This is a genomic window from Streptomyces sp. NPDC047085, from assembly GCF_040643735.1.
Taxonomy (GTDB): Bacteria; Actinomycetota; Actinomycetes; order Streptomycetales; family Streptomycetaceae; genus Streptomyces.
Map to the genome: position 1 here is coordinate 422882 of NZ_JBEYUW010000002.1, position 14770 is coordinate 437651.

Consider the following 14770-nt stretch of genomic DNA (forward strand, 5'->3'; position numbering starts at 1 on the left):
ACGAACGCGACAAAGAAAGACGCGACGAAGAAAGATGAGCACTGTGACCGAAGCAATCGCCACCCCCGGAGCCCTGAAGCGTCTCGCCGACGAGGGCGTCTCGGTCTGGCTGGACGACCTGTCGCGCAAGCGGATCACCTCGGGCAGCCTGGCGGCGCTGGTGGACGGCGGGAGCGTCGTCGGTGTCACCACCAACCCGTCGATCTTCCAGGCCGCCATCGGCTCCGGTGAGGGGTACGAGGAGGAGCTGACCGACCTCGCGGTGCGGGGTGTCACGGTCGACGAGGCGGTGCGGATGATGACGACCGCCGACGTGCGGGCGGCTTCCGACATCCTGCGTCCGGTGTACGACGCCTCGCAGGGCCGTGACGGCCGGGTCTCCATCGAGGTCGACCCCCGGCTCGCCCACCGCACCGAGGCGACGGTCGCCGAGGCCAAGCAGCTGCACTGGCTGGTGGACCGCCCCAACGTGATGATCAAGATCCCGGCGACCAAGGCCGGTCTCCCGGCGATCACCGAGGTCATCGGCCTCGGCATCAGCGTCAACGTGACGCTGATCTTCTCCCTGGAGCGCTACCGCGAGGTCATGGCCGCCTACCTGGCCGGCCTGGAGAAGGCCCGCGAGCGCGGCCTGGACCTGTCGAGGATCCACTCGGTGGCGTCCTTCTTCGTGTCCCGGGTGGACTCCGAGATCGACAAGCGGCTGACCGCCCTCGGCACCGAGGAGGCCCTCGCGCTCAAGGGCCGCGCCGCCCTCGCCAACGCGCGCCTGGCCTACGAGGCGTACGAGGACGTCTTCGCGTCCGACCGCTGGCTGGCCCTCTCCGGTGACAAGGCGAACAAGCAGCGCCCGCTGTGGGCGTCCACCGGCGTGAAGGACCCCGCGTACAAGGACACCCTGTACGTGGACGAGCTGGTCGCCCCCGGCACCGTCAACACCATGCCGGAGGCCACCCTGAACGCCACGGCCGACCACGGCGAGATCACGGGCGACACGGTGACCGGCGGCTACGCGCAGGCCCGAGCCGACCTGGCCGCCGTCGAGCGGCTGGGTATCTCCTACGACGAGGTCGTCCAGCAGCTGGAGGACGAGGGCGTCGCCAAGTTCGAGACGGCCTGGCAGGAGCTGCTGGACGCCGTCACCGAGTCCCTGAGGAGCAAGGGAGTGGACGCGCGATGAGCACCAAGCCCGCCGAACCGACGGCACCCCCCGCCGAGGAGGTGCCCGTCCCGGTCGCCCCGGCGGCCGACTGGGCGAACCCGCTGCGGGACGCCCGCGACCGCCGGCTGCCCCGCATCGCGGGCCCGTCGGGACTGGTCATCTTCGGGGTGACCGGCGACCTGTCCCGCAAGAAGCTGATGCCGGCCGTGTACGACCTGGCCAACCGCGGCCTGCTGCCGCCGGGCTTCTCCCTGGTGGGCTTCGCCCGCCGCGACTGGGAGGACCAGGACTTCGCCCAGGAGGTCCACGACGCGGTGAAGGAGCACGCCCGTACCCCGTTCCGGGAGGAGGTGTGGCACCAGCTGGCCGAAGGGATGCGGTTCATCCCCGGCGACTTCGACGACGACACTGCCTTCAAGCAGCTCAAGAACGCCGTCGACGAGCTGGACGCCTCCCGCGGCACCGGCGGCAACTTCGCCTTCTACCTCTCGGTGCCGCCGAAGTTCTTCCCGAAGGTCGTCCAGCAGCTGAAGAAGCACGGCCTGGCGGACGGCCCGGAGGGCTCCTGGCGGCGCGCGGTCATCGAGAAGCCGTTCGGCCACGACCTGGCCAGCGCCCGCGAGCTGAACGCGATCGTGCACGACGTGTTCGAACCGGACCAGGTGTTCCGGATCGACCACTACCTCGGCAAGGAGACGGTCCAGAACATCCTGGCGCTGCGCTTCGCCAACCAGATGTACGAGCCGATCTGGAACCGGTCGTACGTCGACCACGTGCAGATCACCATGGCCGAGGACATCGGCATCGGCGGCCGCGCCGGCTACTACGACGGCATCGGCGCCGCCCGTGACGTCATCCAGAACCACCTGCTGCAGCTGATGGCGCTCACCGCGATGGAGGAGCCGATCGCGTTCGACGCGGAGGCGCTGCTCACCGAGAAGCTGAAGGTGCTGAAGTCGGTGCGCCTCCCGGAGGACCTCGGCGGGCACACCGTGCGCGGCCAGTACGCGAGCGGCTGGCAGGGCGGCGAGAAGGTCGTCGGGTATCTGGAGGAGGAGGGCATCGACCCGGGGTCGAAGACCGACACCTTCGCCGCGATCAAGCTCGGCATCGACAACCGCCGCTGGGCGGGCGTGCCGTTCTATCTGCGCACCGGCAAGCGGCTGGGCCGCCGGGTCACCGAGATCGCGGTGGTCTTCAAGCGGGCCCCGCACTCCCCGTTCGACTCCACCGCCACCGAGGAACTCGGCCAGAACGCGATCGTCATCCGCGTCCAGCCCGACGAGGGCATGACCGTCCGGTTCGGCTCCAAGGTGCCGGGCACCTCGATGGAGATCCGGGACGTGTCCATGGACTTCGCCTACGGCGAGTCGTTCACCGAGTCGAGCCCGGAGGCGTACGAGCGGCTCATCCTGGACGTGCTGCTCGGCGACGCCAACCTGTTCCCCCGGCACCAGGAAGTGGAAGAGTCCTGGAAGATCCTCGACCCCATCGAGGAGTACTGGGCGGCGCACGGCAGGCCGGCGCAGTACGCGTCGGGCAGCTGGGGCCCCGAGGAAGCGGACGAGATGCTCGCACGAGACGGACGGAGCTGGCGCAGGCCATGAAGATCGACCTGACCGACACCACGGCAAGCAAGATCAACAAGGCGCTGGTGCAGGGCCGCCGCGCCATCGGCACCCCGGCCGTGGGCATGGTCCTGACGATGGTCATCGTCACGGACGAGGAGAACGCCTACGACGCGATCAAGGCCGCCGAGGAGGCCTCGCACGAGCACCCGATGCGGACGCTGGTCGTCATCAAGCGGCACGTGCGCACCCTGCGCGACCGCACCTCCTCCCGGCTGGACGCCGAGGTCCGGGTCGGCTCCGAGGCCGGCACCGGCGAGACGGTCGTCCTGCGCACCTACGGCGAGGTGTCCGAACACGCCGACTCCGTGGTGCTGCCGCTGCTGCTGCCGGACGCCCCGGTCGTGGTGTGGTGGCCGGTGGACGCGCCCGACGCCCCCTCCAAGGACCCGCTCGGCGCGCTCGCCCAGCGGCGGATCACCGACCTGTACGCGTTCGACAAGCCCATGGAGGTCCTGGAGACCCGCGTGCGCAACTACGCGCCCGGCGACACCGACCTCGCCTGGACCCGGCTCACCCTGTGGCGCTCGATGCTCGCCGCCGCCCTGGACCAGGCGCGGGTCAAGGTGACGTCGGCGGCCGTGGAGGCCGAGGCGGCCAACCCCAGCGCCGAACTCCTCGCACGCTGGTTGGAGGCCCGGCTGAACGTGACCGTGGAGCGCGTGGTCACCGCGGGGCCGGTCGTCACGGCCGTACGCCTGGGCACCGCGAACGGCGAGATCGTCATCGACCGCCCCGAGGGCCCGCTGGCCACGCTGACCCTGCCGAGCCAGCCGCCGCGCACCCTGGCGCTGAAGGTGCGCCCCACCTCCGAGCTCATCGCCGAGGAGCTGCGCCGCCTCGACGCCGACGAGATGTACGCCATCGCCCTCAGGGGCGAGGCCCGCAAGGAGACTTCCTGACATGTCCGACGCACCGTCAGACACCCCCCGGCTCACCCGCCGGCCCGAGTGGACGGCCCTCGCCGACCACCGCGCCGAGGGCGCGCCGTCCCTGCGTGAGCTGTTCGCGACGGACCCCGGCCGCGCCGAGCGGTACGTCGTCCGGGCCGGCGACCTGCACATCGACTACAGCAAGCACCTGATCACCGACGAGACCCTGGCCCTGCTCCGGGAACTCGCCACCGCCACCGGCGTGTTCACGCTGCGGGACGCCATGTTCCGCGGTGAGGGAATCAACGTCACCGAGCGGCGGGCCGTGCTGCACACCGCGCTGCGCGCCCCGCGGGACGCCGTGATCGAGGTCGACGGCGAGAACGTCGTACCGCAGGTGCACGCCGTCCTCGACAAGATGGCCGGCTTCGCCGACCGGGTCCGCTCGGGCGAGTGGACCGGACACACCGGCCGGCGGATCCGGAACGTCGTCAACATCGGCATCGGCGGCTCCGACCTCGGCCCGGCGATGGCCTACGAGGCCCTGCGCGCCTACACCGCCCGTGACCTGACGTTCCGTTTCGTGTCGAACGTGGACGGCGCCGACCTGCACGAGGCCGTCCGCGACCTGGACCCGGCGGAGACCCTGTTCATCGTCGCGTCCAAGACGTTCACCACGATCGAGACGATCACCAACGCCACCTCGGCCCGCTCCTGGCTGCTGAAGGCCTTCGACGGCGACGAGAAGGCGGTCGCGAAGCACTTCGTGGCGCTGTCCACGAACGCCGAGAAGGTCGGCGAGTTCGGCATCGACCCGGACAACATGTTCGAGTTCTGGGACTGGGTCGGCGGACGGTACTCCTACGACTCCGCGATCGGCCTCTCCCTGATGATCGCCATCGGCCCGGACCGCTTCCGGGAGATGCTGGACGGCTTCCGGATCGTCGACGACCACTTCCGCACCGCCCCCGCCGAGGCCAACGCCCCATTGATCCTCGGCCTGTTGGGGATCTGGTACAACAATTTCTTCGACGCCCAGTCGCACGCGGTGCTGCCGTACAGCCACTACCTGTCGAAGTTCACCGCGTACCTGCAGCAGCTGGACATGGAGTCCAACGGCAAGTCGGTGCAGCGCGACGGCCGTCCGGTGGAGTGGCAGACCGGCCCTGTCGTCTGGGGCACCCCGGGCACCAACGGGCAGCACGCGTACTACCAGTTGATCCACCAGGGCACCAAGCTCGTCCCGGCCGATTTCATCGGCTTCGCCGAGCCGGTCGCCGAGCTGAGCGGGGAACTCAAGGCCCAGCACGACCTGTTGATGGCCAACTTCTTCGCCCAGACCCAGGCGCTCGCCTTCGGCAAGACGGCCGACGAGGTCCGCGCCGAGGGCGTGCCCGAGGAGCAGGTGGCCCACCGCACCTTCCGCGGCAGCCACCCGACCACCACGATCCTCGCCCGCGAGCTGACCCCGTCCGTCCTCGGCCAGCTGATCGCCCTCTACGAGCACAAGGTGTTCGTCCAGGGCGCGGTCTGGAACATCGACTCCTTCGACCAGTGGGGCGTGGAGCTGGGCAAGGTCCTCGCCAAGCGCATCGAGCCCGCACTCACCGAGGGCGCCGACGTGCCCGGTCTCGACCCGTCCACCAAGGCCCTCGTCGCCGCCTACCGCACTCTCAAGAACGCTCAGGAAGTGAACTGACATGCAGCTCGGTCTCATCGGTCTCGGCAAGATGGGCGGGAACATGCGCGAGCGGATCCGCCGCGCCGACCACACCGTCATCGGCTACGACCGCAACCCCGAGGTCTCCGACGTCAAGAGCCTCGCCGAACTGGTCGAGAAGCTCGACGCGCCGCGCACAGTCTGGGTGATGGTCCCGGCCGGCACCGCCACCCAGACGGTCATCGACGAACTCGGCGACCTGCTGGAACCCGGCGACATCGTGGTCGACGGCGGCAACTCCCGCTGGACGGACGACGAGAAGCACGCCGCCGCCCTCGCCATCAAGGGCATCGGCTTCGTCGACGCGGGTGTCTCCGGCGGCGTGTGGGGCCTGGAGAACGGCTACGCGCTCATGGTCGGCGGCGACAAGGAGCACGTGGAGCGGCTGCTCCCGATCTTCGAGGCGCTCAAGCCGGAAGGCCCCTACGGCTACGTCCACGCGGGCCGGGTCGGCGCCGGGCACTTCTCCAAGATGGTCCACAACGGCATCGAGTACGCCATGATGCAGGCCTACGCCGAGGGCTGGGAGCTGCTGGAGAAGGTCCACTCCGTGGAGAACGTCCGCGAGGTGTTCCGCTCCTGGCAGGAGGGCACCGTCATCCGGTCCTGGCTGCTCGACCTCGCGGTCAACGCCCTCGACGAGGACGAGCACCTGGAGAAGCTGCGCGGCTACGCCGAGGACTCGGGCGAGGGCCGCTGGACGGTCGAGGCCGCCATCGACAACGCGGTGCCGCTGCCCGCGATCACCGCCTCCCTGTTCGCGCGGTTCGCCTCGCGCCAGGAGGACTCCCCGCAGATGAAGATGGTCGCCGCGCTGCGCAACCAGTTCGGCGGGCACGCCGTGGAGAAGAAGGACTGAATCCGGTGGGCGACCTCTTGCTGGTCCGCCACGGCGAGACGGAGTGGAGTCTGTCGGGGCAGCACACCAGCTACACCGACCTGCCCCTCACCACGCACGGCGAGGAACAGGCCAAGTCCCTCGCTCCACTCCTCACCGGACGGACCTACGCCCTCGTGCTGACCAGCCCGCTGGACCGCGCGATACGCACCGCCCAACTCGCGGGCCTGACCGGGGCCGTGGCCGACCCCGACCTGCACGAATGGGACTACGGCGGCTACGAGGGCATCACCACCGCCGAGATCCACCGCACCCGCCCCGCGTGGGACCTGTGGACCGACGGCGTGCCGCCCGGCACCGAGGGGCATCCCGGCGAGTCGCCCGAGCAGATCGGGGCGCGCGCCGACCGGGTGCTGGCCCGGGTGGGGAAGGCGCTCGACGCGGACGACGGTGACGTCGTCCTGGTCGCGCACGGCCACTTCCTGCGGGTGCTCACCGCCCGCCGGCTGGGCCTGCCGCCCGCCGAGGGCCGCCTGTTCCAGCTGGCGACCGGCACGGTGAGCCGGCTGTCCACGGAGCACGGGTGGCCGGTCGTCGCGGAGTGGAACGGACGGCCGTAGCCGCGTGTCCGGTTTTGTCCTGCGGCCCGGGTCACCCCGTGTGACCCGGGCCGCAGTCCTCTCTCACCGGGCGGTCCTGCCTCTACAATCACCGCACTTGTCCCGCGACCACGGGCCTCGTCCACCGCCCGAAGGAATCCGCATCCGATGACCAGCGTCGACGAACCGGCACCACCGGAACCGTCCGGCGGGCGGGCGCGGGACGCCGCCCGCACCCAGGCCGAGATCCTCGACGTGGCGACGCAGGAGTTCGCGCGGGCCGGCTACGACGGCGCCCGCGTCGACGAGATCGCGGCCCGCACCCGCACCACGAAGCGGATGATCTACTACTACTTCGGCGGCAAGGAGCAGCTGTTCACGGCCGTGCTGGAGCGGGCGTACGGCGTACTCCGCGAGGCCGAACGGCAGCTGGACGTCACGCATCTGGACCCGGTCGCGGCGATCCGCCGACTGGCCGAGCTGATCTTCGACCACCACGAGCGGCACCCGGACTTCGTCCGTCTGGTCAGCATGGAGAACATCCACGGCGCCCAGCACCTCGCCGCCTCCCGGAAGCTCGGGCGGCTCGGCTCGCCCGCGCTCGACATGATCCGCCGCGTCCTGGCCGCCGGGCAGGAGTCCGGACTGTTCCGGGGCGACGTCGACGCCGTCGACCTGCACGCCGTGATCAGCTCGTTCTGCTTCTTCCGGGTCGCCAACCGGCACACCTTCGGCACCCTGTTCGGCCGCGACCTGGTGCACCCCGCCCAGCGGGAGCACTACCGCACGATGATCGGCGACATGGTGATCGCCTACCTCACCGCAGACGGGGCCCCGGCCCGGTAGTGCTGCGTCAGGTCCTGTCCTCCGGCTCGGCTCGCCCGGCGGCGGCGTCGAGGAGGGGGCCGAGTTCCCGTACGACGGTCGTCAGCGGGCGTACGTCGCGTTCCGCGCGGGCCAGCAGGATCGCGCCCTCCAGGGTGCTGATCATCAAGGTGGCGAGGGACGCGGCGCGGGCGGCGGGCACGCCCATGCCGGCGAGGGCCTCGGCGACCGGGCCGCGCCAGGCGGTGAACGCGGCGGCCACCGCCTCACGGGTGGAGGTGCCCGCCGCCGCGCAGTCGACGGTCGCGGCCGCGACCGGGCAGCCGGCGGCGAAGCCGTCCCGCTCGTACTCGTCCGTCCACTGGGCGGCCATCGCCGCGAACAGGCCGCTCGGCGTCGGCGTGTCCAGCCCGGCCAGGAAGCGGGCGACACGCCCGCCCGCGTACCGGCCGGCCCAGTCCACGGCCTCGTTGACCAGCTGTTCCTTGCCGCCCGGGAAGTAATGCTGGAGCGAGCCGCGCGGCGCCCCGGCATGCGCGGCGACGTCCCGCATGCCGGTCGCGGCGACCCCGTCGCGCCGGATCAGCTGGGCCGCGCTGAAGACCATCCGCTCGCGCGGTCCGTACCGCGACTGCGCCATGAGCGCCCTCCGATCGTCCGCGCCCACTCCATGACCGGCTCTTCCCCGCCCACTCTATGACCGGCGTCATAACGCTCGCTACTATGACAGCGGTCATAGTCGGCCCGAGCGGGCGAAGCGCTGGTCCAGGGGTCGGACGACGACTCGAATGACGACTCGGATGACGATTCGGGCAACCGCTCGGGCGAAGGGAGGCCTCATGCGCGTCGGGTTTCTCGGTCTCGGAGTGATGGGTCAGCCGATGGCGCTGCGTCTGGCGGCGGCCGGCACACCCCTCGTGGTGTGGAACCGGACGCCGGAGCGCGCCGAGCCGCTGCGCGCGGCCGGCGCCGAGGTCGCGGCGGACGCCGACGAGGTGTTCGCGCGGACCGAGGTGGTGCTGCTGATGCTCGCCGACGAGACGGCGGTCGACTCCGTCCTCGGGCGCGGCACCCCCGGCCTCGCCGCGCGGGTCGCCGGGCGGACCGTCGTCCACATGGGCACGACCTCCCCGGAGTACTCCCACGCCCTGGAGACCGACGTCCGCGCGGCGGGCGGCCGTTACGTGGAAGCGCCCGTCTCGGGGTCCCGCGTCCCGGCGGAGCAGGGGCAGCTGGTCGCCATGCTCGCCGGGGAGGCGTCCGCCGTGGACGCCGTACGGCCGCTGCTCGCACCCCTGTGCCGGGATACCTTCACGTGCGGACCGGCGCCGGGCGCGTTGCTGATGAAGCTGTCTGTGAACCTCTTCCTCATCACCCTGGTGACGGGACTGACCGAGGCGTTCCACTTCGCCGAGCGGCAGGGCCTGGACCGGCGGCTGTTCCTGGACGTGCTGGACGCGGGCCCCATGGCCAGCGGGGTGTCGCGGATGAAGGCGCCCAAGCTGCGCGAGCGGGACTTCGCGGTGCAGGCGGCCGCGCTGGACGTGCTGAAGAACAACCGGCTCATCGCCGAGGCGGCCCGCAAGGCGCACCTGGCCTCGCCGCTGCTGGACGTCTGCCACGGCCTGTTCGAGGAGACCGTGGCGCGGGGGCACGGCGGCGATGACATGGTGGCGGTGCTGCGGGCGATCGAGGCGCGGACCGCCGAGGCGCCCTAGATCGCCGCAGGTCACCGCCGTAGGTCAGGCCTTGGGGATGCCGTACGCCCGTTCGACACGGAGCCGCAGGACGAGGCGGCGGTCGCGGACCATGGCGGCGCGGTAGTCGTCCCAGTCCGGGTGCTCGCCCTGGACGTCCCGGTAGAGCCGGATCAGCTCTTCCACGGTCTCGTCGTGCGGGTCCTCGGCGACGGGCGACAACTCGGCCGTACCCTCGGCGACCGTGTACGCCCAGCGGTCGGCGCTGGTGACGTGGTACGAGGCGCGCGGGTCGCGGCGCAGGTTGCGGGTCTTGGCGCGGTCGTCGGTGAGCGACACGCGGATGACCCGCTCGTCCGGATAGTAGGCGTGGTTCACGTTGGACAGCTGTGGGCGGCCGTCCTTCTTCAGGGTGACCAGCACCCCGCCGTCCTCCTCGGAGAGCAGCTTCAGCAGTGCGTCCTGTGCGGCGTCCTCAGTCATAACACGCTCAACTCGGCAGCCATGGCGGGCATTCCCGGACCCCAACAGATAGTAGACACTGTCTACGGCCTACTGGTAGACAGTGTCTATGAACGAGATCGAGCGCGATCCGGGCCTGCGGGCCCGCCTGGTCGACGCGGGTGTGGCCCTGGTGGCCGCCGAGGGCGCCCAGGCGCTGACCCTGCGGGAGATCGCCCGGCGCGCCGGGGTCTCGCACGGGGCGCCGCGCCGCTACTTCCCCACCCATCGGGAGCTGCTGTCCGCCATCGCGCGGCGGGGTTTCGCCGACCTGGCCGACCAGGTCCGGGCGACACTCGCCGACGGCGGCGATCCGCGCACCCAGGTGGCGGCGCTGGCCCGGACCTACCTGACCTTCGCGCTGGACAACCCCGGCATGTACGAGCTGATGTTCCGTCACGACCTGCTGGAGAGCGGCCACTCGGGCCTACGGGAGACGAGCCTCCCCCTCTTCCGGCTGCTCGCGGACCTGGTGGGCCGAGTCCGTCCCGAAGCGGACGCCCGGCGGGTGGCGGGCGCACTGTGGGCGAACCTGCACGGCCTCGCCCAGCTGTGGCGCTGGCGCAGTCTCCAACTCGCCACGGACGACGAGGACTTCGTACCCCTCCTGGAGACGGCCCTGATCGCCCATCTCGGCCCGGAGGAGACCCCGTGAACCGTCGGCTGACACTGGCGAGCAGCGTGGCCGGCGCCGTGCTCGTCGCCCTGGACGGTACGGTCCTCACGGTCGCCCAGCCCTCGGTGCAGCGCGCGCTGCACGCGTCGTTCGCCGAGGTGCAGTGGACCAGTACCGCGTACCTCGTGGCGGTGGCGAGCCTGCTGGTGTTCGCGGGGCGGCTCGGCGACCGGTACGGGCAGCAGCGGATGTTCGCGCTCGGCATGCTCGGCTTCGGCGCGGCGTCGGCGGGCATCGGCCTCGCGCCCGGCATCGGCTGGGTGATCGGACTGCGGGTGGCGCAGGGCGCGTTCGGGGCACTGCTGCAACCGGCCACCCTCGGCATGCTGCGCGCCGCCTTCCCGCCGGACCGGCTGTCGATGCCCCTCGCGGTGCGGACCCGCGCGATCGGGCTGGCGGCGGCCGCGGGACCGCTGGTGGGCGGGGCGCTGGTGAACGGGCTCGGCTGGCGGGCGGTGTTCTTCCTGAGCGTGCTTCCGGCGGCGGGATTCGGGGTCGTGGCGATGGTGGCGCCCGGAGGGGGCGTTGTTCCGCGGGCCGGAGAGGACGTACAGCCCCTCCCCGGAGCGGATCGTCCCCCGGCTTCCCGTACCCCGCTCGATCTGCCCGGAGCCCTGCTGCTCGCGGTGGCCCTCGCCTGTCTCGTGCACACGCTGGTCGCGCTGCCCGCGTCCGGTGCGGTCACCGTGGCCGGGCTCGGTGTTCGCCCTGCTCGCCGGTGCCGCCTTCGTACGGCACGAGCGGCGGACCGCGAGCCCGCTGCTGCCGCCCGAGGTGATCGGCTCACCGGCGGTGGGTGCGGCGCTCGGCATCCTGGTCGCCGCGTCGGCCTCCCTCTTCGGCACGCTGTTCGTCGAGACGTACGTCCTGCAGCGCCGGCTGGGCCTCGATCCGTTCGGCAGTGCCCTGCGCAGCCTGCCGTTGGCGGTGCTGATGGTGCTGTCCGCTCCGCTGTGCCCGGTGCTGCTGCGCCGGGTGGGTGCGCGGTGGACGGCGGGCGGGGCGACGGCGGTGCTGGCGCTCGGTGTGCTCGTGCTGTCCCGGGCCACCGGCACGCTCGCCCTGGGCTGCGGTTTCGCGCTGCTCGGCGCCGGATTCGGCACGGTGATGGTGGCGGCCACCCATGTCGTCGTGCGGCGGGCGGAGGTGGCGGTGGCCGGGGTGGCGGGCGGTCTGCAGCAGACCGCGCTCAATGTCGGCCCGGTCGTGGGCGTGGCCGCGGGCACCGCGCTGATGGGCACGGGGCCCCGCACCGCCCTCCTCGTGCTCGCCTGCGTCGCGGCGCTCGGCGTGCCGGTGGCCCGCGCGCTGCGGGAGCCCGGCGTCGTGTCGATCACACGAACCCCTGATGAGCGGGTCTTGGGCGGTGTTCCTGAGCGACGATGAGGTGGTGAGGTCCGCCCATCGTCCCTGTGTCCGGGTGACGCGAGCCGGATCGGACCGCACGCGTACGACGCGACCGGAGGAGAGCGATGGCACAGCTGCGACAGGAAGTCGACCCGGGTGAGGCCGGGCTGGACCCGAAGGCCCTTGACCGCCTCGACCAGCACTTCGCCCACTACGTCGACGAGGGGCGCCTGCCCGGCTATCTGGTGGCCGTGGCCCGCGGCGGCCGTGTCGCTCACCTCACCACCTACGGACACCGCGACCTCGCGGCCGGGCTGCCGGTCGAGCCGGACACGATCTGGCGGATCTACTCCATGACCAAGCCGGTCACGGCGGTCGCGGTGCTGATGCTGGTGGAGGAGGGCGCGCTGTCCCTCGACGACCCTCTGGACCGCTATCTACCCGCGTTCGCCAACCCGCGTGTGTACGAGAGCGGTTCGGGCGCCGACCTCCGCACCCGACCGGCCGACGGCCCGATCCTGATCCGCCATCTGCTCACCCATACGGCGGGGCTGACCTTCGGCTTCTACTTCAAGCATCCCGTCGACGCCCTGTACCGCGAGGCCGGTCTGGAGTCGTCCGTGCCGCCGGGCGCGGACCTCGCCGAGGCGGTCGAGGTGTACGCACGCCTGCCGCTGCAGTTCGAGCCGGGCACCCAGTGGAACTACTCGATCGCCTCCAACGTGCTGGGCCGCGTGATCGAGGTGGTCTCCGGACAACCACTGGACGAGTTCTTCACCGAGCGCATCCTCCACCCGCTCGACATGACCGACACCGGCTTCCACATCACCCCCGAACAAGCCGGGCGGCTCGCCGAGTTGTACGGCGAGACGGAGGACGGCGGCATCACGCCGATCCCCGGACTGCCGGTGCACGGCCGGCCGCGGTTCCTGTCCGGCAGCGGGGGCCTGGTCACCACGGCCCGGGACTTCCACCGGTTCATGGAGATGCTGCGCCGCGGCGGCGAGCTGGACGGCACCCGCCTGCTGTCCCCCGCCACCGTCGCCCGCATGACCGCCAACCAGCTCCCCGGCGACGCCGTCCTGCGCTCCTTCGGCGCCCCCGTCCACCAGGAGCGCGGCAACGACGGCCTCGGGTTCGGCTTCAACGTCTCCGTCGTCACCGACCCCACCCGCACCCTCGCCCCCTCCAGCCCCGGCACCTACGGCTGGACCGGCGTCGCCACCACCGCCTTCTGGATCGACCCCCACCACGACCTCACCGTCCAGTTCATGACCCAGGTCCGCCCCAAGACACTGAAGCTCTTCCCCGAGCTACGAAGACTCGTCCACGAGACACTGACCGACTGAGGGACTGACGGCGGTGGCCACGAACCCCATCAGGAGCCGTGCGCGACCGCGTCCAGGTGGGGGAGGATGTGGTCCATGCGCTCTCGCTTGGTCCGCAGGTAGGTGATGTTGCTCTCGCAGGGCTCGATCAGCAGCGGTACCTGCTCGGCCACCTGGATGCCGTGCCGGGTGAGCGCCTCCCGCTTGCGGGGGTTGTTGGACATCAGCCGGACGGAACGCACCCCGAGGTCGTGCAGGATCTCGGCCGCCACGCCGTAGTCGCGGGCGTCGACGGGCAGTCCCAGCGCCAGGTTCGCCTCGACCGTGTCCAGGCCCTCCGCCTGCAGCGCCATCGCGCGGAGCTTGGCGAGCAGGCCGATGCCGCGTCCCTCGTGCCCGCGCAAGTAGACGACGATGCCGCTGCCTTCGGCGACCACCGCGCGCAACGCGGAGGCCAGCTGGTCGCCGCACTCGCAGTGCCGGGAGCCGAACGCGTCCCCGGTCAGGCATTCCGAGTGCAGCCGGGTCAGCACGTTCTCGGCGCCGATCTCGCCGTACACCAGGGCGACTTGCTCGTCGCCGCGATCGTGGTCCAGGTAGCCGATCGCCTGGAATTTCCCGTACACGGTGGGCAACGGGGTATTCACGACCCGTTCCGCGCCCGAACGCCGCGAGCCGTTCGGAGACTTCGCGGACTTCACGGACTTCGAGGACTTCTTGCCGAAGACGCCGATGTTGTCTGTCATGATCTGGTTCCTAAGCAGAGACGAAAGGCCGGGAAATGATGAGTGGTTCGGGCGCGCGGACGGTCGTGCACGGGGTGATGCCGGCGGACACCACGGAAGACGTACGGGCGCGGGGGGCGGGCGTTTCACCTCAGGTCGCCGTCCTTCCCGTGGGCAGCTTCGAGCAGCACGGCCCGTACCTTCCGCTGGCGACCGACACGCTCGTCGCCTGTGCCGTGGCGCGGGAGATCGCCGCCGCGTACCCGGTGCACCTCCTGCCTCCGGTGACGGTCGCCTGCTCGCACGAGCACGCGGCCTGGCCGGGTACCGTCAGCATTTCGGCCGTCACCCTCCACGCGGTGGTCCGGGACATCGCGGACTCGCTGCGCCGCTCCGGCGTCGACACGCTCGTCGTCGTCAACGGGCACGGCGGAAACTACGTCCTCGGCAACGTCGTCCAGGAGGCCTCCGCGCGCGGGGAGCGGATGGCGCTGTTCCCGGCCGCCGAGGACTGGGAGACGGCACGGGAGCGGGCGGGGGTGCTCACCTCGCTGCTCACCGACATGCACGCGGGGGAAATCGAGACCTCGATTCTGCTGCACGCTCACCCCGAATTCGTCCGCCCCGGATACGAGTCCGCCGATTTCACCGCGGACGACCGCCGTCATCTGCTCACCACGGGAATGTCCGCCTATACCGAATCGGGTGTCATCGGCCGTCCTTCCCTGGGGTCGGCGGAAAAGGGGAAGGAACTGCTGGCGAGCCTGACGGAGGCGTTCGGAGCATATTTCGAGCTGCTCACCTCGCCCGCCGAGGACCGGGAGAACACTCCGGAGATACGGGGGTAGCCGC

14 protein-coding genes and 1 pseudogene are annotated in these 14770 nt (G+C 71.2%); 12 read left to right on the top strand and 3 right to left on the bottom strand.

Annotated features, from left to right (window positions below; genetic code table 11):
• The first annotated feature begins 34 nt into the window (after positions 1 to 34).
• The 7 genes from tal (at position 35) to ABZ865_RS07660 (ending at position 7665) form a co-directional block, all read left to right on the top strand.
• The gene (tal, locus tag ABZ865_RS07630) at positions 35 to 1180 is read left to right on the top strand and encodes a transaldolase (protein ID WP_361225444.1); all 1146 of its coding nucleotides are present in this window, start codon (positions 35 to 37) and stop codon (positions 1178 to 1180) included.
• Positions 1177 to 2769: a glucose-6-phosphate dehydrogenase gene (gene zwf, locus ABZ865_RS07635; protein ID WP_361225447.1), complete on the top strand. Its 1593-nt coding sequence runs from the start codon at positions 1177 to 1179 to the stop codon at positions 2767 to 2769. The genes tal and zwf overlap by 4 nt, the downstream gene beginning before the upstream one ends.
• Positions 2766 to 3692, top strand: a complete 927-nt coding sequence (gene opcA / locus ABZ865_RS07640; protein WP_361225450.1) for a glucose-6-phosphate dehydrogenase assembly protein OpcA — start codon at positions 2766 to 2768, stop codon at positions 3690 to 3692. The genes zwf and opcA overlap by 4 nt, the downstream gene beginning before the upstream one ends.
• A 1-nt stretch (position 3693) precedes the next feature.
• Positions 3694 to 5361, top strand: coding sequence for a glucose-6-phosphate isomerase (gene pgi / locus ABZ865_RS07645; RefSeq protein WP_361225453.1), 1668 nt, complete (start codon positions 3694 to 3696; stop codon positions 5359 to 5361).
• Position 5362: 1 nt separating this feature from the next.
• Positions 5363 to 6241 carry a phosphogluconate dehydrogenase (NAD(+)-dependent, decarboxylating) gene (gene gnd / locus ABZ865_RS07650; RefSeq protein WP_361225456.1) on the top strand — a complete coding sequence of 293 codons (879 nt, stop codon included), beginning with the start codon at positions 5363 to 5365 and terminating at the stop codon, positions 6239 to 6241.
• 5 nt (positions 6242 to 6246) lie between these two features.
• The gene (locus ABZ865_RS07655) at positions 6247 to 6840 is read left to right on the top strand and encodes a histidine phosphatase family protein (RefSeq protein ID WP_361225459.1); all 594 of its coding nucleotides are present in this window, start codon (positions 6247 to 6249) and stop codon (positions 6838 to 6840) included.
• A gap of 147 nt (positions 6841 to 6987) precedes the next feature.
• A complete protein-coding gene (locus ABZ865_RS07660; protein WP_361225462.1) occupies positions 6988 to 7665 on the top strand; it encodes a TetR/AcrR family transcriptional regulator in 678 nt (225 codons plus the stop codon).
• A 7-nt stretch (positions 7666 to 7672) separates the two neighbouring features.
• On the opposite strand, the gene ABZ865_RS07665 is transcribed toward ABZ865_RS07660, so the two are convergent.
• Positions 7673 to 8284 (bottom strand): TetR/AcrR family transcriptional regulator, encoded by a 612-nt coding sequence (locus tag ABZ865_RS07665; protein WP_361225465.1) that lies wholly within the window; start codon positions 8282 to 8284, stop codon positions 7673 to 7675.
• 199 nt (positions 8285 to 8483) lie between these two features.
• On the opposite strand from ABZ865_RS07665, the gene ABZ865_RS07670 reads away from it, so the two are divergent.
• Positions 8484 to 9362, top strand: coding sequence for an NAD(P)-dependent oxidoreductase (locus ABZ865_RS07670; RefSeq protein ID WP_361225468.1), 879 nt, complete (start codon positions 8484 to 8486; stop codon positions 9360 to 9362).
• A gap of 24 nt (positions 9363 to 9386) precedes the next feature.
• Here the strand turns inward: ABZ865_RS07670 and ABZ865_RS07675 are convergent, their stop codons facing one another.
• A complete protein-coding gene (locus ABZ865_RS07675; protein WP_361225471.1) occupies positions 9387 to 9824 on the bottom strand; it encodes a PPOX class F420-dependent oxidoreductase in 438 nt (145 codons plus the stop codon).
• Positions 9825 to 9912: 88 nt separating this feature from the next.
• Here ABZ865_RS07675 and ABZ865_RS07680 point away from each other — a divergent pair, with 88 nt between their 5' ends.
• From ABZ865_RS07680 to ABZ865_RS07690, 3 genes and pseudogenes are all read left to right on the top strand, one after another.
• Complete coding sequence (locus ABZ865_RS07680) at positions 9913 to 10497, top strand: TetR/AcrR family transcriptional regulator (RefSeq protein WP_361225474.1); 585 nt, start codon at positions 9913 to 9915, stop codon at positions 10495 to 10497.
• Positions 10494 to 11904 (top strand): annotated as a pseudogene (locus tag ABZ865_RS07685) (MFS transporter). The gene ABZ865_RS07680 and the pseudogene ABZ865_RS07685 overlap by 4 nt, the downstream one beginning before the upstream one ends.
• Before the next feature lie 86 nt (positions 11905 to 11990).
• Positions 11991 to 13214: a serine hydrolase domain-containing protein gene (locus ABZ865_RS07690; RefSeq protein WP_361225477.1), complete on the top strand. Its 1224-nt coding sequence runs from the start codon at positions 11991 to 11993 to the stop codon at positions 13212 to 13214.
• Positions 13215 to 13243: 29 nt separating this feature from the next.
• Here ABZ865_RS07690 and ribA read toward each other — a convergent pair whose 3' ends face one another.
• Complete coding sequence (gene ribA / locus ABZ865_RS07695) at positions 13244 to 13939, bottom strand: GTP cyclohydrolase II (RefSeq protein WP_361225480.1); 696 nt, start codon at positions 13937 to 13939, stop codon at positions 13244 to 13246.
• A gap of 38 nt (positions 13940 to 13977) precedes the next feature.
• On the opposite strand from ribA, the gene ABZ865_RS07700 reads away from it, so the two are divergent.
• A complete protein-coding gene (locus ABZ865_RS07700) occupies positions 13978 to 14766 on the top strand; it encodes a creatininase family protein (RefSeq protein WP_361227212.1) in 789 nt (262 codons plus the stop codon).
• Positions 14767 to 14770 lie beyond the last annotated feature (4 nt).